This window comes from Buchnera aphidicola (Cinara cf. splendens/pseudotsugae 3390), assembly GCF_900698845.1.
In the GTDB taxonomy this organism is placed as follows: Bacteria; Pseudomonadota; Gammaproteobacteria; order Enterobacterales; family Enterobacteriaceae; genus Buchnera_F; species Buchnera_F aphidicola_AM.
Window position 1 is genome coordinate 193,060 of record NZ_LR217692.1, and the last position, 21,415, is coordinate 214,474.

Consider the following 21,415-nt stretch of genomic DNA (forward strand, 5'->3'; position numbering starts at 1 on the left):
ATTGACAAAATAATTGTATTTCTACATTTTTGATACAGTATTGATTCCTAATAAATATAAACCTTTTTTAATTATTCTAGCAGTTAACATAGATAGTTTTATTCGACTTAATTTGATGTGTATTTCTTGTACGAACAAGATAGAACAATTTTCATAAAATTTTGAAAATTTTCCAGAAAGATCGTATAAATAATTACACATCAAGTGTGGTGTTCCATTTTTTTCTATTTGAGATAGAGTTTCTTCAAATTGTAATATAGTTAATACTAATATTCGTTCATATGATGTGAAAATTTTAATGGGATATAGATGTAGGTTATCGCACGATTTATTTTTTTTAATGACTGATTGAATTCTTGTGTATGCATACTGTATATAAGGAGCAGTATTACCTTCTAAAGATAGCATTTGATTCCAGTTAAAAATATAATCAGATATTCTATTTTTTGATAAATCGAAATATTTTATAGCTCCAATTCCAATATTATAAGCAATTGATTTTATTTCACTATCGTGCATTTGTGGATTTTTTTTTTTAATTACTTTTTTTGCTCTATGAATACCTGTGTTTAATAAATCTAGTAATCGAATTACTTTTCCGTGACGTGTTTTAAAAGGTTTTTTATTTTTGTACAAAATCATTCCAAAAGAATGATGTTCTAAAACTGTACTAATATTTACATATTTTGCTTTTCTAGCTATTTCCCATATTTGTAAAAGATGTTGTGTTTGTCGTTTATCAACGTAATAAATAATTTTATGTGCTTTTAAGATATTACATCTATATTTCAAACAAGCGATATCTGTTGTGGCATACAAGAAAGCACCATTGGATTTTTGTATAACTACTCCCATATTTTGACCTGTACGATTTTTAAATTTTTGTAGAGGAACAATAACAGATCCTTCATAATGAACAGCAATTTTTTTTTTTTTTAAATCAGAAATTATATCAGGTAACATACTATTATAAAAACTTTCTCCTCGAACATCATTGTTAGTAAGAGAAACGTTTAATTTTTTATATACTTCATTATTTTTTTGTATAGTTGATTTTACTAAAATATTCCATATTTTTAAACAATTTTGATCTTTATTTTGTAATTTTACTACATTTTTTTGTGCTTTTTTTTTAAAAACTGGATTATTTTGATATTTTAAGTATGCTTTTTGATAAACTGATTCAATATCATGGTATGATTTATATGATTTTAATTGTAATTGAGTAATTAACATTCCAAATTGTGTACCCCAATCGCCAATATGATTTTGTCTAATTACAGTATGTCCTAAAAATTCCATGACTCGAGCAGTTACATCACCTAAAATAGTTGATCGTAAATGTCCTACATGCATCTCTTTAGCAATATTAGGTGAAGAATAATCAATTACAATAGTTTTTGATTTTTTTTTTGAAATATTGAAGTTTTTTGAATGATACATATTATTTATACATTCATTAAGCCATGTAGATTTTAAAGTAATATTAATAAATCCTGGCGGAAGAACAGAAATTTTTTTGTATATATTTAATTTTCTCATATGATTAGAGATATAAATAGCTAATTTGTATGGAGAAAATGCTGTTATTTTTTTAAATCTAATAATTCCATTGACTTGATAATCAACTTCATTATTTTTTATATTTTTTCGAATAATAGGATCTAAATTATTTGAAATTCCATATTTTTTATATATTTTTTTTATTTTTTTTTTTAAAAATTTTTGAATATTCATACAATCACCAAAATAAATTATAATTATAATACATGAATAAAACGTTTTTGATATTTTTAATATTATACATGATAATAATATTTAATTTTTATTTTTATAAAAATTAAAAACCTCATAAAAAAAAAAGTTTTTCTTTTTTAGGTAATGAACTCATTTTTATAAAAAATTTTTAATGATATATATTGCAATATATGTATATATTATATAATTTTTTACTTATATAAAATATAAATTTTTGCAAATGTCATATTTTATACAAATTAAAAATATATGTTGACTTTTTTAAAAAATAAGATAATATAGATCTTGTAAGAAAAAGCTCTTTAAAAAAATATTTCAGAAAATTTGTGTGGGCACATGAAAATTAAATGTTCAGATACAAATTATTCATTATTAATTTTAATGTAAAAAAAATTAGTTTTGTAATAAAAGTTACACGTAAATGAAGAGTTTGATCATGGCTCAGATTGAACGCTGGCGGCAAGCCTAACACATGCAAGTTGTGCGGCAACGTAAAAATATTTATATTTTTGACGGCGAGCGGCGAACGGGTGAGTAAAATCTGGGGATCTACCTACATGAGGGGGATAACTATTGGAAACGATAGCTAATACCGCATAATGTTAAATAACCAAAGTAGGGGATCTCTTAATAAGAGACCTTGCGCATGTAGATGAACCCAGACGAGATTAGCTTGATGGTAAGGTAATGGCTTACCATGGCTACGATCTCTAGCTGGTCTGAGAGGATGACCAGCCACACTGGAACTGAGACACGGTCCAGACTCCTACGGGAGGCAGCAGTGGGGAATATTGCACAATGGGCGAAAGCCTGATGCAGCTATGCCGCGTGTATGAAGAAGGCCTTCGGGTTGTAAAGTACTTTCGTCAGAGAAGAAAGTAATAACGCTAATATCGTTATTAATTGACGTTATCTGAAAAAGAAGCACCGGCTAACTCCGTGCCAGCAGCCGCGGTAATACGGAGGGTGCGAGCGTTAATCAGAATTACTGGGCGTAAAGAGCTCGTAGGTGGTTATTTAAGTCAGATGTGAAATCCCTGGGCTCAACCTAGGAACTGCATTTGAAACTGAGTAACTAGAGTTTCGTAGAGGGAGGTAGAATTCTAGGTGTAGCGGTGAAATGCGTAGATATCTGGAGGAATACCTGTGGCGAAAGCGACCTCCTGGACGAAAACTGACACTGAGGTGCGAAAGCATGGGGAGCAAACAGGATTAGATACCCTGGTAGTCCATGCTGTAAACGATGTCGACTTGGAGGCTGTATCCATAGAGAAATGGCTTCTGAAGCTAACGCATTAAGTCGACCGCCTGGGGAGTACGGTCGCAAGGCTAAAACTCAAATGAATTGACGGGGGCCCGCACAAGCGGTGGAGCATGTGGTTTAATTCGATGCAACGCGAAAAACCTTACCTGGTCTTGACATCCATAGAATTCTGTAGAAATACGGAAGTGCCTTAGGGAACTATGAGACAGGTGCTGCATGGCTGTCGTCAGCTCGTGTTGTGAAATGTTGGGTTAAGTCCCGCAACGAGCGCAACCCTTATCTTTTGTTACCATCGGTTAGGCCGGGGACTCAAGGGAGACTGCCGGTTATAAACCGGAGGAAGGTGGGGACGACGTCAAGTCATCATGGCCCTTACGACCAGGGCTACACACGTGCTACAATGGTACATACAAAGAGAAGCAACTCTGCAAAGATAAGCAAACCTCATAAAGTGTATCGTAGTCCGGACTGGAGTCTGCAACTCGACTCCACGAAGTCGGAATCGCTAGTAATCGTGTATCAGAATGTCACGGTGAATACGTTCCCGGGCCTTGTACACACCGCCCGTCACACCATGGAAGTGAGTTGCAAAAGAAGCAGGTTTCCTAACCAAATTTTGGAAGGCGCCTACCACTTTGTGGTTCATAACTGGGGTGAAGTCGTAACAAGGTAACCGTAGGGGAACCTGCGGTTGGATCACCTCCTTAAAATATAAAACATTTAATTGAAATGTGCTCACACAAATTTTCTGATTTATTAGTTAGCTATAAACAGGCTTGTAGCTCAGCCGGTTAGAGCACACCCCTGATAAGGGTGAGGTCGGTGGTTCAAGTCCACTCAGGCCTACCATAATAAAAAAAGGGGCTATAGCTCAGCTGGGAGAGCGCCTGCCTTGCACGCAGGAGGTCAGCGGTTCAATCCCGCTTAGCTCCAGTATAAATATAATTTTTTAAATTATGTCTTTTTAAGTTAAAATAAACACAATAATTAATATGAAATTGTTTTCTTTTTAAGAAATTTTTTTTATTGTTCATAACTACTAAAAATTTCATTTATTAATTCCGTATATATTTTTTTTGTAAACTTATAATATTTCAAGTATATTTATAATGAATTCCTTATATAATTCTAGACAAGTTATTCTCGATATAGAAACTACCGGTATGAATAAATCTGGTTGTTTATATCTTAATCATAAAATAATAGAAATTGGAATTATAGAAATTATTGATAGAAAATATACTGGTAAATATTTACATTATTATCTAAATCCCAAACGTATTATTGAAGAAGAAGCATACAAGATTCACGGTATTTCTAATAAATTTTTATCTGATAAACCATACTTTTCTGACGTTTATTTAAATATTATAAATTTCATAAAAAAATCAGAAATTATAGTCCATAATTCTGTTTTTGATATCAGCTTTTTAGATTATGAATTTAGTAAATTAAACCTTAATATTAGTAAGATATGTGAATTTAGCACAATCACAGATACTTTATTTATTGCAAGAAAATTATTTCCTGGAAAAAAAAATAGTTTAGATGCTTTATGTAGTAGATATAACATTAAAAATTCTAGAAGAAATTTTCATGGAGCTTTATTAGATTCTTGGATACTTTTTAAGTTATACCTATATATGACTAGTAAGCAACAAGAAATAAAGTTTCAATCTAGTAATATAAAAAAAACACTGTCACCATTAAATAGTGAATATAATCAAAATAAACCTTTAAAAATTTTATTTGCTTCTGTTTCAGAAAAAAAAAATCATCAAAAATATATAAATATGATTAATAAAAATTATATTTAAGTATATTTTTGATGATTTTTTCTTGACTGTTTAATAAACTAAATATAAAATCTATATTGTAATTTAGTATCTATATTAGGTGCGGTAGTTCAGCTGGTTAGAATATCGGCCTGTCACGCCGGGGGTCGCGGGTTCGAATCCCGTCCGCACCGTAAAATATTTTTTTAATTAAATTTCTATTTCATGTTTATCTTTATAATTTTAATTAAGTAATTATTATTAATAATAAAAAATATGTATTTCTTAGAAATTTTAATTGATATAAAAATGTTTTATATAAATATAATTAGGAAATATATTTATGAACAAAAATGATTTTTTACAAAATAAATCTGAAAAAGAAAAAAAAAGTACATTAGAATTTTATAAAAAATCCCTAGAAAAAAAAAAATTAAAATTATCAACTTTAAAAAAAGATCTTTTAAAAATATCTAATAATTATTCAGAAAAATTTTTACAAATTGAAAAAAGATTACAAAAAAAAGTTAACAATACTTATTATTTTTCTCTTGAAAAAAATATTTTATCTATGTTGCCTGTAATTGATAGTATAGATTCAACGGAAAATGTATTAAATAACTTCAACTATGAAAATTCAGATATTTATATATTTTTAAAAAAAATACAAAAAAATTTTTCATCTTTTTTTTTAAAATATAACATTTCGGTTATTAATTCTATTAATATACCTTTTGATCCTAATTTACATCAAGCTATATCTATTGATTTTTCTAAAAAATATAACAATAATTATATTTCTAATATTATACAAAAAGGATACTTATTAAGAAATAGGTTATTAAGACCAGCTTTAGTTTCAGTTTCTAAAATAAAATAAAATAAAATAATATTTGTGTACATGATTATTTTTTTGATTTATTTTATTTTAAATGAAATATTGTAATTCATTTAAAATAAAGGAATACATATTGAAATCTATACAAAAAAAAAAAACAAAAAAAAAGTTTTTATAAATAAAAAAGTTAAATATAATTTTTACATACAAAAAACGATTATATCAGGTATTGTTTTACAAGGATGGGAAGTTAAGTCTATTCGTGTGGGTCGTGTACAACTTTCTTCTGGATATATAAATATTCATAATAATGAAATATATTTAATTGGAGTACATATTCAACCCTTAAATACTGTTATAAATTCCTGTTCATGTAAGTCAGATCGTATTCGAAAATTATTATTACATAAAAAAGAGATAGAAGTAATAATTAATTATATACAAAAAAAAAGTTATACAGTTGTTCCCATAAAATTATTTTGGCATAAATCTTGGTGTAAAGTTCAAATAGGAATAGCAAAAGGTAAATCAAAGAGAGATAAGAGATTAGAAAAAAAAAATAATTCTTGGAAAATAGAGCAATCAACTATATTTAAAAGAATATCTTTGGACAAAAAAAATAATTGAGGTATTTTTTTAAAAAACAAATTTTTATGAATAAAATTAATATTGATAATTATTGGATGAAAAAAGCATTAAGACAAGCTTATCGAGCAAAGAAAGCAGGAGAAATACCTATTGGATCTGTTTTAGTTAAAGATAACAATCTTGTAAGTTCTTCGCGTAATTCTTGTGTTTCTCTTTATGATGTTAGCGCTCATGCAGAAATTTTAGTAATACGAAGAGGAGGTAATAAATTAAGAAATTATAGATTATACAATACCGTTTTGTATGTAACACACGAACCATGTTTAATGTGTTCTTCAGCTATTGTATCTTCCAGAATACGTAAAGTAGTTTATGGTTCTTATAGCTTTAAAAAATATAACTTTTCTTTTTTTATGGATTTACTATACATACATAATGTAAAACATCATGTGCAAGAAATTAAATCTGGCATTCTATTAAATGAATGCTCAAATTTATTAAAAGATTTTTTCAAAAAAAAAAGATAGTTCTTTTTTTAACTTTCTATTATAACAATAGATTGAGTATATTCTAATGAATCTGTAACACTTAAAAAGATATTTTTAACTTTTAATTTTTTTAGTTTTTTTTTTAAAAATCCGTACATACGAACAACTAATTTTCCATATGAATTATATATAATTTCACAATTTTTAAAAAACATATTTTTATAAATTCCTATATTTAAAGCTTTAGCTATTGCTTCTTTTGCAGAAAATCTTACAGATAAAAATTTTTCTTTATTATAAAATACATTGTAATCTATCAATTCTTTGTGTGATAAAATCTTATTAGGTATTGCAAGACCATAACAAAAAATTAATTTTTTAAAACGTATTACGCTCACTAGATCTATTCCAACACCAATGATTGCCATGATTTCCTCTAATATTAAAATGTTATACCAATAATTTATTTGATTTTTACTTGTGTATTTAAAAAAATATATTCCTTAAATAATTTTTCTAATTTATATCGTGATATACGACAGCACTGTCTTATTTTTTCTCCTTTAGATCCAATAATTATCTTTTTATGACGTATGTTTTTAACGAAAATTATACATTCAATGATGTATCTTTTTTTTTTATCTTGATACAAACGAGATATTGATACTATAAAAGAATATACTAATTCCTGATTTAAAAGATTTATTAATGTTTCTCTAATTATTTCCGCGGTTAAAAATTTTTTAGTACAAATTGTTTTTACATTATCTGAATATTTATGTTTTGATATTGGTAATTTTTTATTAATATAGGTCAATAACTTTTTTAGATACATTTTTTTTTTAGCTGAAATTAAAAAAATTTCATGATTTTTAGTTAACTGACTTATTTTAAAAATAAAGGGTAGTAATGATTTTTTATTTTTAATTTTATCAATTTTATTTATTACCACTATGTATGTTTTATTTTTTTTTTTAATGTATTCTAATAATTTTTTTTCTTGTGCAGTCCATACAAAACTAGTAATCATAAAAATAATAATGTTTGTTTCTTGAATCAAATTATAAGTATTACGTAGTTTTTTTTTATCTAAGTAGTTTTTATGACTAATTTGTATTCCTGGAGAATCAATTAATTCAAATTGTGTTATATTAGAAGTATAAATACCTGTTACATGTAATTGAGTAGTGTTAGGTTTACGTGATGTAATAGAAACATTAGATTTTATAAATTGATTTAATAAAGTAGACTTACCTACATTAGTTCGACCAACTATCAACACTTTACCAAAAAAAGTATCTTTTTTCATAAATATGTCATTCTACCTCCAATCGAATTAATGCATTTTGAGCAGCATCTTGTTCAGCTTTTCTTCGACTAGCTCCAATTCCAATTAGTATCTCTGATAATCCATTTACTTTGCAATAAATAGTAAAAATTTGGTTATGCGCTGCACCACATATCTGGCCTATATTGTATATGGGCAAAGGAAACCGTTTAGATTGCAAAAATTCTTGTAATCGAGTTTTAGGATCTTTTTTTGTTCCTACAGGATTCATTTTCATAAAACGATTTTTGTACCACTGTAATACTATTTTTTCTACAGTATAAATATTACTATCTAAAAATATACTAGCTATTACAGCTTCGATTGCATTTGCTAATATAGATTCTCTCTTAAATCCTCCGCTTTTTTTTTCTCCGTGTCCTAATTTTAAATAATTTCCTAAAGAAAATTCAGATGCAATTTCTGCTAATGTATTACCTCTTACTAAAGTTGCACGCATTCTACTCATACCTCCTTCATTTACTTTAGGAAAATGATGATATAGAGCTTTTGCTATAACAAAACTTAAAATAGAATCTCCTAAAAATTCTAATCTTTCGTTATGTTTTATACTGGCGCTTCTGTGTGTCAAAGCGTGCTGTAATAAAGATACATTAGTAAATGTATAACCAATAAATTGTTGTAATTTGTTCATTACTGTTTCATTCATATAACACCGGTTAAAAATAAAAATAATTGATATATTTTTAATAAAAATTGTTTTATTTAATTTAATATTTATGATGATTTTATTGAATTTTTTTAAAAATCCTATTAAAAAGTATTGTATTCCACCAATTTTTATTAGCGTAATGTACATTACACCACACATATTTTGCTTTTCCTATAATATTTTCTTTTGATATTAAACCCCAAGATCTACTATCTGAACTTTGATCTCTATTATCACCAATTACAAAGTATTTATTTTTAGGAATAATCCATGTCCATTTTTTTTTGTAATTATATGGTTTATATGGTTTATATGAAAAATTTTTTATTCCGTGCGTGATTATTATATCATGTGTATGATTACAAATTTTTTCTTGATACAATTCCCTTTGTAAACATCTATATGTACCTACATTTTTATCATTGTATTGAGAATAAATAAGATTTATTGTTTTATCTGCCTTAGTAAGGAGTTTATCGTGGAAAAAATTTGTATGTTTTATATTTCCATTGTTTACAATATATAATTTTTTTGTAAAAGGATGATATACGATTGTATCTCCCGGCATACCTATAATACGTTTAATATAATTTTTTTGTATATAATTTGGATATTGAAATACTATGACATCATTTCTAATAGGTTTATATTTTTTAAATTTAATTTTGTTATTATACATATTATTTTTAAAACAAGAAAATTTTTGCACAATGATACAATCACCCGTAAATAATGTTGGATACATGGAATTTGATGAAATAGTAAAAGGTTCGTAAAAAAACAACCTAGCGCTAATAATAAAAATTATTAATGGAAATATTTGACATAATTGGCTTAATAATTTATTTTTATGTAAGTTTTTATTTTTTTTTAAAAATATGTTATAAATAATATTTATATAATATGATATCCATAAAATGGACAATATTCCAGTTATAATAATAAATATATATTCATTTAAAAATTTCATATATTTTTCTTCCATATAATTTTTAATCTAATTGTAATATCGAAAAAAATATTTCATGAGGAATTTTAACATTCCCTATGATTTTCATTCTTTTTTTTCCTTTTTTTTGTTTTTGTAACAATTTCTTTTTTCTACTGATATCACCTCCATAACATTTAGATAATACATTTTTTCTAAGTTGAATAATATTAGTTCGTGAAATAACATTATTATTAATAGAAGCTTGAATTGGTACGTTAAACTGATGTCTAGGTATTATTTTTTTTATTTTTTCTATCATTTTTTTTGCAAAAAAAACAGAATTTTTTCTATGACATATAGATGATAATGCATCAATTTTAATAGAATTAATTAAAATATCAATTTTAACTAAATCACTTTTTTTAAAACCAATAGTATTATATTCTAATGAAGCATATCCACTGGATATAGATTTTAACTGATCAAAAAAATTTAAAATAACTTCAGATAATGGAATTTCATATTGAATGGTAGTTTGAGTACTATGATATATTAAATTTTTTTGTACACCTCTTTTTTTAATGCATAAATTAATAATTTCTCCTATGTATTTAACAGGTGTTAAAATGTTACAAAATGCTATTGGTTCTCTAATTTCATAAATACAATTAGAATTTGGAAATTTAACAGGATTATCTAAATAAACTTTTTTTTTATTTTTCAGAATAATTACTTCATATACCACTGTAGGCGCTGTTATAATTATTTTTATATTATATTCTCTCTCTAGACGAGATTGAACAATCTCCATATGCAACATTCCTAAAAAACCACATCTAAAACCAAAACCTAATGCTTGTGAATTTTCTGATTCATAAAATAAAGAAGAATCATTTAATTGGAGTTTTTTTAGAGCATCTTTAAACTGATTATACTGATTATTTTGTACAGGAAACAAACCTGCATATATTTTAGGTTTGATTTTTTTAAAACCTGAAAGTAATTTTTTAGTAGGATTTATTAATGACGTAATTGTTTCTCCTACTAATATAGATCGGATATCTTTAATACCACAAATCATCCAACCGACTTCTCCACATGATAATATTGATTTCAAAATTCTTTTTGGTGTAAATACACCTAATTGATCTACTTGATAAATTTGTTTAGTTCTTAGAATAAGAATTTTATCTTTTATTTTTATAACACCATTTTTTATACGTATCAAAGATACTACACCTAGATATTTATCAAACCAAGAATCAATTACCAATGCCTGTAAGGCATTATCACAACTTCCTTTAGGGGCTGGAATAACAGTTATAATCTTTTCTAACAATTCTGGTATTCCTAAACCTGTTTTTGCAGAACACAAAACAATATTTTTGGTAGAAATTCCAATTATATCTTCTATATCCTTACGCACTTTTTTTGGACAAGAATTAGGTAAATCAATTTTATTTAAAACAGGCAAAATAGATAATTTCATCTTTGAAGCGTTGTAACAATTTGCAACAGTTTGTGCCTGAACACCTTGTGCAGCATCTACTAATAATAAAGCACCTTCACATGCTGACAGTGCTCTTGAAACTTCATATGCAAAATTTACATGTCCTGGTGTATCAATAAAATTTAAACAAAAATTTTTTCCTTCTTTAGAAACATAATTAATTGTTACGCTTTGTGCTTTAATTGTAATACCACGTTCTCGTTCTAAATCCATAGTATCTAAAACTTGTTCTGACATTTCTCGCTTGGATAAACCACCACAAGTTTGTATTAATCGATCAGATAAAGTAGATTTTCCGTGATCTATGTGAGCAATAATAGAAAAATTTCTTATATATTTCATAATATAACCTATGTATTATCTATTATAATGTTAATGTTATCAATTATATATTCAAAATAAATATAATCATTTTAGCAATAATTTTAATCAAATATTTTTAATAAATTTCTTGTATATCATATATAATATAAAAACTATATAAAATATATATATTATATATAATATATAGGAAAATTTTATTTATTTACTGATTTTATTTAAATAGATTAAATTAATAAATTTTAATACAATATTTTTTGTATATAACAACTTTTATCTATATACACATATATTTTTAAATAAAACTAACGTGGTGTTATAATATTAAAATGAAAAAAAAAAAAGTTGTTTTAGCTATGTCGGGAGGGGTAGATTCTTCAGTTTCAGCATGGTTATTATTAAAAAAAGGATATTATGTAGAAGGTATATTTATGAAAAATTGGGAAGAAAATGATTCTAGTAATTATTGTTCTTCTAAGATTGATTTATCTGATGCTAAATCGGTATGTAAAAAATTAGGTGTTAAATTACATACTATTAATTTTTCTTTAGATTATTGGGAAAAAGTATTTCAAAAATTTATTATAGAATATAAAAAAGGTTACACCCCAAATCCCGATATTTTATGTAATAAAATAATAAAATTTGATATTTGCTTAAATTTTGCTCTAGAAAAACTAAAAGCTGATTATTTTGCAACAGGTCATTATGCTGCAATTAAAAAAAAAAAAAATAAATACTACTTATACAGAGCTAAAGATTTGGATAAAGATCAAAGTTATTTTTTATATACTATAAAATCAAATATTTTACCAAAAATTATTTTTCCTCTTGCAAATATAAAAAAAACAAAAATAAGAAAATTAGCAAAAAAAATAAAATTATGTGTATATCAAAAAAAAGATTCTACCGGAATTTGCTTTATTCAACCTAAAAAATTTAGATTATTTTTAAATCAATATATTCCTTATAAAAAAGGAAAAATATTAACAATGTCTGGAGAATTTTTAGGATTACATTACGGTTACGAATATTATACAATTGGTCAAAGAAAAGGATTAAAAATAGGAGGAAAAAAAAATAAAAATACATATCCTTGGTATGTAGTTAAAAAAAATATTAAATTAAATATTATTTTTGTTGTTCAAGGAGCAGGAAATCCTTATTTATTATCATATGGATTTTTAACAAAAAAAAATTATTGGATTAATTACAAATTATATACATTTAAATTACAATGTATGGTACAAATCAGACATCAAGGCTATCCAATAAATTGTGTGATTTATATTGATAAAAAAAATAAAAATACTTGTGTTATATTTACTAAACCCATAGCACGTATTACACCTGGACAATCAGCAGTATTTTATAACCATAATCAGTGTATAGGTGGAGCCATTATACATAAAAGAATAAAATATTTACCTTAAGTAGAATAATAATATTTTAATGAACTATTAAAATTAATTATTTTAAGATTATTAAATATATATTTAATTATATTATTAATGCTTATATATTATAAGAAATAAAAATTTAAAAAATATAATTTAGTTATAAATAATTTTTGTTATTTAAATTATATAAATATTTTTTTTTAATACAAAATTGATTAATTATATAAAATGTAAATATATAATTTTATTTTTTATTAATATCCAAAATATTTCATCATTAACAAAATAATAGGTATATCTAATATATGGCTTTTTTAAAAAATAAGAAAATTTTGATTTTTGGTATAAAAAATCACTTTTCTATTGCTTGGGGAATTGCAATTGCAATGTATAAACAAAAAGCTAAATTAGCTTTTACATATCATGATATAAAATCAAAAAAAAAGATTGAGTATTTAGCAAAAAAAGTTCATTCTAAAATAATTTTAGAATGTGATTTAAATTCAGATAAATCAATAAAGATACTATTTAAAAATTTATATAAAGTATGGAATACTTTCGATGGAGTTGTACATTCTATAGCATATGTACCTCGCATACAGTTAAACAAAAATTATGTTAAAATAATTAATCGAAAGGATTTTTTAGATGCACATGAACTTAATTCTTTTAGTTTAGTAGCAATAGTTAAAGAAGCTGAAATTTTTCTTAATAATAAATCAGTTATTTTAACATTATCATACATTGGTTCTATTAAATATATTCCGTATTATAATATAATGGGTATAGTAAAAGCTTCTTTAGAAGCAAACGTTAGATGCCTATCTGCATCTTTAGGGAGAAAAAATATACGGGTAAATGCAATTTCAGCAGGACCTATAAAAACTACTTCGAGTTATGGAATAAAAAATTTTCATAAAATTTTAGAAAATAACAGAAATAATTCTCCATTACGTGCGAATATAACTACACAAGAAATAGGAAATGTTGCAGCATTTTTGTGCTCCGATTTATCTAGCGGGATTACCGGGCAAATTATATATGTCGATCATGGAAATAATATTATGTAATTTAATGTTATTATATAGAAATATTTCTTATTTTTATTATTAAAATAATATAAATATACATTAGCATTAATTTAATTTCATTCTTTAAATAGTAATAAAATTATTAGGTTATAATATTATGTTTCAAAATAATCCTGTACTTATACAATTAAAAAATCAATTATATAAAAAAAAATTTCAAGTAAAAGGAATTGTAAAAAGTACATCTAAAGGTTTTGGTTTTTTAAGAGTAGATTCTAAAACAACATATTTTATTCCTCCCCAAAATATGAAAAAAGTTATTAATGGAGATAAGATAGTAGGATCAATCGAAACAATAAATAATAGAGAAATTGTTTTTCCTAAAAAATTAATAGAACCATTCTTAAAAAAATTTATAGGATTTGTACATAAACATAAAAATTCAATTTATATACAATCTAGATATCCATATATACAAAATGTAATGTTCTATAAGTATAGCACTACTATTAAAAGATCTTGGAAAAATGGTGATTGGGTTTCTGCAAAATTACAAAAACACAGCCTATGTGATAAAAATAACTGTTTTAGTATTAAAATAATAAAATTTATTTCTGAAAAAAAAAATCCATTATCACCTTGGCATGTTATTTTATCGAAGTATAATTTAGAAAAAAAATCACCTGAAGTAGATTTTTTAAATTTTTTTCCAAAAAATATTCCTGATAATAATCGTGTTGATTTAACAAATTTAGATTTTATTACTATTGATAATAATCATACTCAGGATATTGATGATGCCGTCTATATTGAAGAAACCAACTCAAGTCACTTGATCCTTACAGTAGCTATAGCTGATCCTACTGAGTATATATCAGTAAACACAGAAATAGATAATATAGCAAAAAAACGTGTTTTTACAAATTACTTGCCTGGATTAAATATATCAATGTTACCAAAAGAATTTTCTGAAAATCTTTGTTCTTTACAACCTTTTACCAAAAGACCAGCATTAGCGTGTAAAATACTAATTGATAATGACGGTACAATCATAACAAAAAAAACAAAATTTTTTTTAGCTTGGATTAAATCTCAAGGCAAGTTATCATATGATAATGTATCTGACTGGTTAGAAAAATCAGGAACATGGAAACCAAGTAACAAAAGAATTGAAAAGCAAATATTTTTATTAAATAAAGTATATATTATTCGAAATAAATGGAGAAAAAAACACGCTATTCTATTTAAGAATTATCCTGAATACACGTTTCATTTATCTAAAAAATGGGAAATATTAAATATTTCTGTAGATAAAAAAAGAATAGCTCATAGAATGATTGAGGAATCTATGATTTCTGCAAATATCTGTGCTGCTGATTTTTTAGATAAAGAATTAGGTTTTGGTTTATATCATGCACATTCTGGATTTAATTATTTTAATATTAAAAACGTCGTTAAATTTTTAAAAAAATATAATATATTATATACATCTGAAGAACTAATGACGATATCTGGTTTTTGTAGATTAAAAAGATCTTTAGATATATTATCTGATGAATATGTAAACTATAGAATATGTAAATTTCAATCTTTTGGAGAAATATGTGCATTTCCTAAACCTCATTTTTCTTTGGGGCTATCCTCGTATGCTACCTGGACATCTCCAATAAGAAAATACAGTGATATGATAAATCATCGATTAATTAAATCAGTAATTAAAGGGTGTAAAAACATATCTCCTCCGGATCACTCAGTAATATCACATATTGTTAAACGTAAAAGAAAGACACGCATGGCAGTTAGAAAAATAGAAGAGTGGTTATATACAAATTTTTTTCATTCAATGAATTATGATAAAAAAAATTATTATGCATGTATTATTGATGTTTCTAGAAGAGGAATGAGCGCTCGTTTACTAAAAAATGGAGCTTTTATATTTATTCCTATTACATATATTCATAATATTCATTATGAAGTAATATGTAAACCAGAATCAGGAGTTATATATATAAAAAATAAACTCCATTATAAAATATCAGATAATATTCTTGTACGTTTATTATCTATAAATCATATAACAAAAAAAATTATTGCAACTTTAGTAAAATAAAATGATATATGATATCATCATAATATTTCAAAATAACATAAATTACTCATAAATAAATTATAGTATTAAACTATTTATTAAAAATTAATGAATAATTATCAATATTAAAAGATAATATTATAATTATATAGAGGATTCTTCTATGAACTTTTTAAATACCAATATATATCTTTATTTAAATTTTTTAATTACTTTATTTATCTTAATTACCCCAATTAATGTAATATTAATGTTTTTATCTTCTTTCTATTTAAAAAATACTGAACAAACAAATCAAATAAATATATTAATGCATTTTAGTTTATCTATAATTTTATGTATTACTTTATTTTTAGGATCTGTTATTTTAAAATTTTTTAATACACCTTTAGCTTTTATAGGTATTACTGAAGGTATAATAATGTTATTTACTTCTTGGACATTTCTTAAAACTACTGTTAGTACTGTTTTTAATAAGAATTCAAAATATAACCATTTTATGGATACAAATACACAATTACCTCATCTTACTTTAATTACACCCTTCCTTTTAGGAATAGGTTCTATTAAAATGATTATTGAATGGAGTATACACAATAATAGTATTTATAATTTATTAGGTGGAACTTTTGTTATAATTTTATTTTCTATAATATGTTATTGTATATGTAAAATTAGCTTATATATTTCTAAATTTATAAATAATTCAATTATTTTAACAATAATACGTATTTTTGGTTTTTTTTTATTAACTGTTAGTATAAAATCCATTATCTATGGAATTTATAATATTTTTTATACACCTATAATATAAAAATTATAAAAAATATTCATTTAAATATAATTATTACGTTAAATTATTTTTAATTAATAGATATATAAGATTAAAACAATGAAAATTATTATACGACATTTAGGTTTATGTGATTGGTTATATACAGAAAAAAAAATGCATAAATTCACAACAAATAGAGATAGAAATACTATTGACGAATTATGGTTAGTTGAACATTATCCTGTTTTTACATATGGTATATCAGAAAAAAAATATAATGCTTCTTATATTCATGGAATACCAGTCTTTAAATCTATTAGAGGTGGAAAAATTACATATCATGGACCCGGTCAACTAATAGTGTATCTGTTAATTAATTTGCAAAGAAAAAAAATCAAATTTTATAAATTAGTACAAAAAATTGAAGTGGTAGTAGTTAAATTGCTAAAAGATTTACAAATATCTTCATATATAAATGAAAAATGGCCTGGAGTATATGTAAAAAAAAAAAAATTTGTTCTTTAGGTTTTAGGATTATAAAAGGTTGTTCTTTACATGGTTTATCTTTAAATGTAAATATGAATTTAACTCCATTTAAATATATTGATCCTTGTGGCAATAAACATATGTCAATGACACAAATAAAAAAATTCAATAAAAATATTTCTATAAAAATTATAAAAGATTTATTTATAAAAAATTTTTGTATTTTTTTTGATTATTTTGTAATAAATAATTGATTATTTACTTATATATTTAATAAAAATCAATATATATATAGTTTTATCTACTGATTTTTTTAAAAAACAAAATAAAATCATAGAAGAATAAATATGTTTCAAAAAAAAAAAATTAATGTACGTACAAAAAAAGAAAAAGATACGCATATTATATCTAATATATTGCCTAATAACTCTCAGTCACTGAACTTAAAAAAACCAAAATGGTTAAAAATTAGATTACCATCTAATTTAAAAAAAATTAATAAAATTAAAAATATATTAAAAAATTATAAATTGCATTCTGTATGTGAAGAAGCTAATTGTCCTAATTTATCTGAATGTTTTAATCAAGGAACTGCTACATTTATGATTTTAGGTTCTATATGCACGCGAAAGTGTCCTTTTTGCGCTGTAAATAAAGGAAGACCTTTAGAAATAGACCTCCATGAACCTAAAAAAATATTTAAGGTTGCTAATAAATTAAATTTGAAATATGTTGTACTAACATCAGTGTCTAGAGACGATTTGAAAGATGGTGGAGCTAATCATTTTGCTAAATGTATATATGAACTTAGAAAAAAAAAAAATATAAAAATAGAAATTTTAGTGCCTGATTTTCGTGGAAAAGAAAAAATAGCATTGAATATATTTAATAAATATCCTCCAGATGTATTTAATCATAATATAGAAAATGTTCCAAGATTATATACAGAAATTCGTCCTGGCGCTAATTACGTTAATTCTTTAAATTTATTACATAAATTTAAAGAAATATGTCCAAATGTGCCTACAAAATCTGGAATTATGTTAGGTTTAGGGGAAGAAAAAAAAGAGATAATATCTGTACTTAAAGATTTAAAATCTGTAGGTGTATCTATAGTTACAATTGGTCAATATATGCAACCCAGTAAATATCATTTATCTGTAAAAAAATATATTACGCTCCGTGAATTTAAAGAATTTGAAAAAATTTCTTTATCCTTAGGTTTTCTCAAAGTTTTTTGCGGCCCTTTGGTAAGATCATCATATCATGCTGACAAGCAATATATTTAAATATATAAACAATTTTTATATTCAGTAATAATTTTGAAAATATAATAATATTCCATATATATTTATTATGTTAATAAACATGAAACATGTATTTTTATAAAAATATTAAATATATAAATTATTTTATTAAATTGTATTAAAACACCAAAAAAAATTAATTTATTTTTATTGGTGTTTTAATAAATTTAAAAAATGTTACTATTAAACAGTATATTTATCAAAACAAACTGAATTTAATTTGTTAAATTTTATAACTTTACAGATATAATAAACTTTTTTATAAATAGATACAACTGTATCTATAGATTTTTTAGGTAAAAATGTTTGTAGAACACCATAAGATTTTTTTTTTAGTAATGTTTTTATTTTATGTTTAGCTATTTCATAAATAGTATAATTTTTAGTTGTCCATATAACATCAAAACTATTCAACTTTGCTAGTTTTGCTGCTTTATTAATAGCAAGATCTAGATCACCTATTTCATCTACCAATCCTATTCGTTTAGCATGTACTCCTAACCAAACTCTACCATTAGCAATTTTTTGTATATACTTCTTAGTTTTATTACGTGCATTCGCTACTATATTAATGAATTTTTTATACCCATAAGAAATATCTAGCAATACTCTTTTTCTCTCTTGAAGAGACATATTGGTAAATGAATCAAATGAATTATAACAATCAGTATGTACTCCACTGGAATGTATACCTATTAATGATAATGTTTTTTCTAAAGTCGGTATAATAGAAAAAATACCTATGGATCCAGTAAGTGTAGTAGGATGAGCTATAATATAATCACCAGCTGTAGAAATCCAATAACCGCCAGAGGCAGCCATATCTCCCATAGAAATTACTATTGGTTTTTTATATTTTTTTAACTTAAGTAATTTTTGTCTTATGAGTTCTGAATCTTCTGTATTACCACCAGGACTATTGATTCTCAAAACTATAGCTTTTATTTTATCGTTATATTGAGCGTGTTTAATTTCACTCAAAACATATGGAATATCCATAGCATCTGGTTCTTCAGAACTATCTCCAATTACACCATTTGCTATAATTACTGAAATTTTATTTGAATCTGAAGAAATTTTTTTTCCATAAAGAGGATATTGGTGAATATCAACAACAGGATAATCGTCGTCATTTGTATTTTTATAAAATTTTTTGATTAAATACTCCGTACAACTATTTTTTTCAGCAATATAGTCTATCAAATGATTATGCAAAGCATACTGTGCAAAATTATTTTTATTTTTGTCTAATTTTTTAATAAATTCATCAGTATTAGGACAAATCTCTTGCACAGGTATTTTTCTATTATGCGCTATCACATTTAAAAAATGTTTCCATTTACACTGTACTACGTTTTTATCTATTTTTTTATTTTCTTTGGAAGCGCTGTTTCTTAAAAAAGGTTCTACAGCTGATTTATATTTTCCTATTTTAAAAACATGTATATGTATTCTAAACATTTTTAAAAATTGCTTTAAAAACATTTTAGTATTAGAAATACCATTAAAATAAATAGATCCACCAGGTAATAAAAATATTTTGTCAGCAAAGCTAGCTAAGTAGTATTCACTTTGTGAATAACTACTTCCTATTGCAACAATTGGTTTTTTTGATTTTTTAAATTCGTGTAATTTTTTTCCAAAATATTCTAAAACTACTTGATCACTAGAAAAATTATTTTCTGCTTGTAGCACTATACCTAATATAGAAGGATCTGTTTCTGCCTGTTTAATTTTTTTAGTAATTTCAAAAACCGAGTTATCTGGATTATCAGAATCATGATTATTTGAAAAATAACGAAAAAATCCACGTTTAAATATACTTTTTAATGGTTTTTCTTCAAAAGAATCATATAACCGTATAATTAATACTTTAGGTTTTGTCTTTACAACATCAGTTTTTGGCTGATTTTTAATATCTTGAATAAACCAAATAAATATGCAAATCATTATTAATAACATTAAATTAAGTAGTACTTCTCGTACTATAGTTAATAATTTATATATACATTTAAATATTTTGATTATAAAACTAAATAACATGGTCATATAAATAATGATCCCCTTATAATAAGCTAATTTTTAAAAATAAAATGATATATAAAATTTGCAAAAAATTAATTTAACAAAATTATATATACATTACAGTTATTAATTATTCTAATATAAATATATATATTTTATATATTTTGCATATACATAATATAAATTTAAAAAAATTCAAATAAATGTATTAATACAATTTTATGTATAATAAATATTTTTTAATAACAGTGGTTATCTGTATAAAAAATTATTTTTATTATCTAAAATTTTTAATTTTAAATATAATTATTTTATCCTTACTAATATATATTAGTATATTTTGCAAAATTTTATTTATTTTATTTTAATTAACAGAAAGATTCTATAAAATAGAATTTTTTATTTTTATGCCGTGTTAATTGTAGATAATAATTTTGGTTTACCTTTTTCACTTATAGAAACATACACAAATGTAGCTGTTGTTGCACAATATGATATTCCATAAGAATTAGGATTCATTTTTTTGACCCATATTTCAATTTGAATAGTTATAGAGGTATTACCCATTTTTATACACTGAGCATAACAAGTTACTACATCTCCTACTGATATAGGTTTCAAAAAATTTATATCTTGAGCGCTCACAGTATACACTAGTCCCTTGGAAATTTCTTTTGCTAAAATTCCACCGCCCAGATCCATTTGAGCCATAATCCAGCCTCCAAATATCTTTCCATTGACATTTTTATGAGATGGCATAGCAAGTGTTTTTAACATTATATTATCAGCTTTAGCAATACTGTTATTTTTATATTTTGACATTTGATTC

The 21,415-nt window shown here is 24.3% G+C and carries 17 protein-coding genes, 3 tRNA genes, 1 rRNA gene and 1 pseudogene; 14 read left to right on the plus strand and 8 right to left on the minus strand.

The annotated features are described in order from the left end of the window. Window positions 1-21 precede the first annotated feature (21 nt). Window positions 22-1,737, minus strand: coding sequence for an arginine--tRNA ligase (gene argS, locus BUCISPPS3390_RS00815; RefSeq protein ID WP_154060772.1), 1,716 nt, complete (start codon window positions 1,735-1,737; stop codon window positions 22-24). Window positions 1,738-2,176: 439 nt separating this feature from the next. On the opposite strand from argS, the gene BUCISPPS3390_RS00820 reads away from it, so the two are divergent. The 8 genes from BUCISPPS3390_RS00820 to tadA all read left to right on the plus strand — a co-directional run bounded on the left by BUCISPPS3390_RS00820 (window position 2,177) and on the right by tadA (window position 6,750). Continuing rightward, window positions 2,177-3,729 (plus strand): 16S ribosomal RNA (locus BUCISPPS3390_RS00820). Window positions 3,730-3,794: 65 nt separating this feature from the next. Further along, window positions 3,795-3,871 (plus strand) — tRNA-Ile (locus tag BUCISPPS3390_RS00825). Between the two features lie 11 nt (window positions 3,872-3,882). Continuing rightward, window positions 3,883-3,955 (plus strand) — tRNA-Ala (locus BUCISPPS3390_RS00830). Window positions 3,956-4,131: 176 nt separating this feature from the next. Further along, window positions 4,132-4,839, plus strand: coding sequence for a DNA polymerase III subunit epsilon (gene dnaQ / locus BUCISPPS3390_RS00835; protein ID WP_154060773.1), 708 nt, complete (start codon window positions 4,132-4,134; stop codon window positions 4,837-4,839). 78 nt (window positions 4,840-4,917) lie between these two features. Continuing rightward, window positions 4,918-4,991: transfer RNA gene (locus BUCISPPS3390_RS00840), tRNA-Asp, on the plus strand. Window positions 4,992-5,140: 149 nt separating this feature from the next. Beyond that, window positions 5,141-5,677, plus strand: a complete 537-nt coding sequence (locus BUCISPPS3390_RS00845; protein ID WP_154060774.1) for a nucleotide exchange factor GrpE — start codon at window positions 5,141-5,143, stop codon at window positions 5,675-5,677. Window positions 5,678-5,773: 96 nt separating this feature from the next. After that, a complete protein-coding gene (smpB, locus tag BUCISPPS3390_RS00850; RefSeq protein WP_269471942.1) occupies window positions 5,774-6,262 on the plus strand; it encodes an SsrA-binding protein SmpB in 489 nt (162 codons plus the stop codon). A 26-nt stretch (window positions 6,263-6,288) separates the two neighbouring features. Next, window positions 6,289-6,750 carry a tRNA adenosine(34) deaminase TadA gene (gene tadA / locus BUCISPPS3390_RS00855; RefSeq protein ID WP_154060776.1) on the plus strand — a complete coding sequence of 154 codons (462 nt, stop codon included), beginning with the start codon at window positions 6,289-6,291 and terminating at the stop codon, window positions 6,748-6,750. An 8-nt stretch (window positions 6,751-6,758) separates the two neighbouring features. Here the strand turns inward: tadA and acpS are convergent, their stop codons facing one another. The 5 genes from acpS to lepA all read right to left on the minus strand — a co-directional run bounded on the left by acpS (window position 6,759) and on the right by lepA (window position 11,494). Further along, a complete protein-coding gene (acpS, locus tag BUCISPPS3390_RS00860) occupies window positions 6,759-7,139 on the minus strand; it encodes a holo-ACP synthase (protein WP_154060777.1) in 381 nt (126 codons plus the stop codon). A gap of 35 nt (window positions 7,140-7,174) precedes the next feature. Continuing rightward, a complete protein-coding gene (gene era, locus BUCISPPS3390_RS00865) occupies window positions 7,175-8,020 on the minus strand; it encodes a GTPase Era (protein WP_154060778.1) in 846 nt (281 codons plus the stop codon). A gap of 7 nt (window positions 8,021-8,027) precedes the next feature. Next, entirely contained in the window at window positions 8,028-8,708 is a 681-nt protein-coding gene (gene rnc, locus BUCISPPS3390_RS00870; protein WP_154060982.1) for a ribonuclease III, read from the minus strand. 79 nt (window positions 8,709-8,787) lie between these two features. Further along, a complete protein-coding gene (gene lepB / locus BUCISPPS3390_RS00875) occupies window positions 8,788-9,681 on the minus strand; it encodes a signal peptidase I (protein WP_172599026.1) in 894 nt (297 codons plus the stop codon). Between the two features lie 22 nt (window positions 9,682-9,703). Next, window positions 9,704-11,494, minus strand: a complete 1,791-nt coding sequence (gene lepA / locus BUCISPPS3390_RS00880; RefSeq protein ID WP_154060780.1) for a translation elongation factor 4 — start codon at window positions 11,492-11,494, stop codon at window positions 9,704-9,706. Window positions 11,495-11,802: 308 nt separating this feature from the next. Between lepA and mnmA the strand changes: the two genes are divergently transcribed. The 6 genes and pseudogenes from mnmA (at window position 11,803) to lipA (ending at window position 18,543) form a co-directional block, all read left to right on the plus strand. Further along, window positions 11,803-12,906 carry a tRNA 2-thiouridine(34) synthase MnmA gene (gene mnmA / locus BUCISPPS3390_RS00885; protein ID WP_154060781.1) on the plus strand — a complete coding sequence of 368 codons (1,104 nt, stop codon included), beginning with the start codon at window positions 11,803-11,805 and terminating at the stop codon, window positions 12,904-12,906. A gap of 272 nt (window positions 12,907-13,178) precedes the next feature. Next, the gene (locus BUCISPPS3390_RS00890; RefSeq protein WP_154060782.1) at window positions 13,179-13,943 is read left to right on the plus strand and encodes an enoyl-ACP reductase FabI; all 765 of its coding nucleotides are present in this window, start codon (window positions 13,179-13,181) and stop codon (window positions 13,941-13,943) included. Between the two features lie 118 nt (window positions 13,944-14,061). Next, the gene (locus tag BUCISPPS3390_RS00895; protein WP_154060783.1) at window positions 14,062-16,014 is read left to right on the plus strand and encodes an exoribonuclease II; all 1,953 of its coding nucleotides are present in this window, start codon (window positions 14,062-14,064) and stop codon (window positions 16,012-16,014) included. Window positions 16,015-16,156: 142 nt separating this feature from the next. Further along, entirely contained in the window at window positions 16,157-16,807 is a 651-nt protein-coding gene (locus BUCISPPS3390_RS00900) for a MarC family protein (protein WP_154060784.1), read from the plus strand. Window positions 16,808-16,942: 135 nt separating this feature from the next. After that, window positions 16,943-17,508, plus strand: a pseudogene (gene lipB / locus BUCISPPS3390_RS02165) (lipoyl(octanoyl) transferase LipB). A 93-nt stretch (window positions 17,509-17,601) separates the two neighbouring features. Further along, window positions 17,602-18,543, plus strand: a complete 942-nt coding sequence (gene lipA, locus BUCISPPS3390_RS00910; protein WP_154060785.1) for a lipoyl synthase — start codon at window positions 17,602-17,604, stop codon at window positions 18,541-18,543. Between the two features lie 201 nt (window positions 18,544-18,744). Here lipA and sppA read toward each other — a convergent pair whose 3' ends face one another. Continuing rightward, window positions 18,745-20,610 carry a signal peptide peptidase SppA gene (gene sppA / locus BUCISPPS3390_RS00915; RefSeq protein WP_154060786.1) on the minus strand — a complete coding sequence of 622 codons (1,866 nt, stop codon included), beginning with the start codon at window positions 20,608-20,610 and terminating at the stop codon, window positions 18,745-18,747. Window positions 20,611-20,991: 381 nt separating this feature from the next. Continuing rightward, complete coding sequence (yciA, locus tag BUCISPPS3390_RS00920; protein WP_154060787.1) at window positions 20,992-21,408, minus strand: acyl-CoA thioester hydrolase YciA; 417 nt, start codon at window positions 21,406-21,408, stop codon at window positions 20,992-20,994. Window positions 21,409-21,415: the final 7 nt, after the last annotated feature.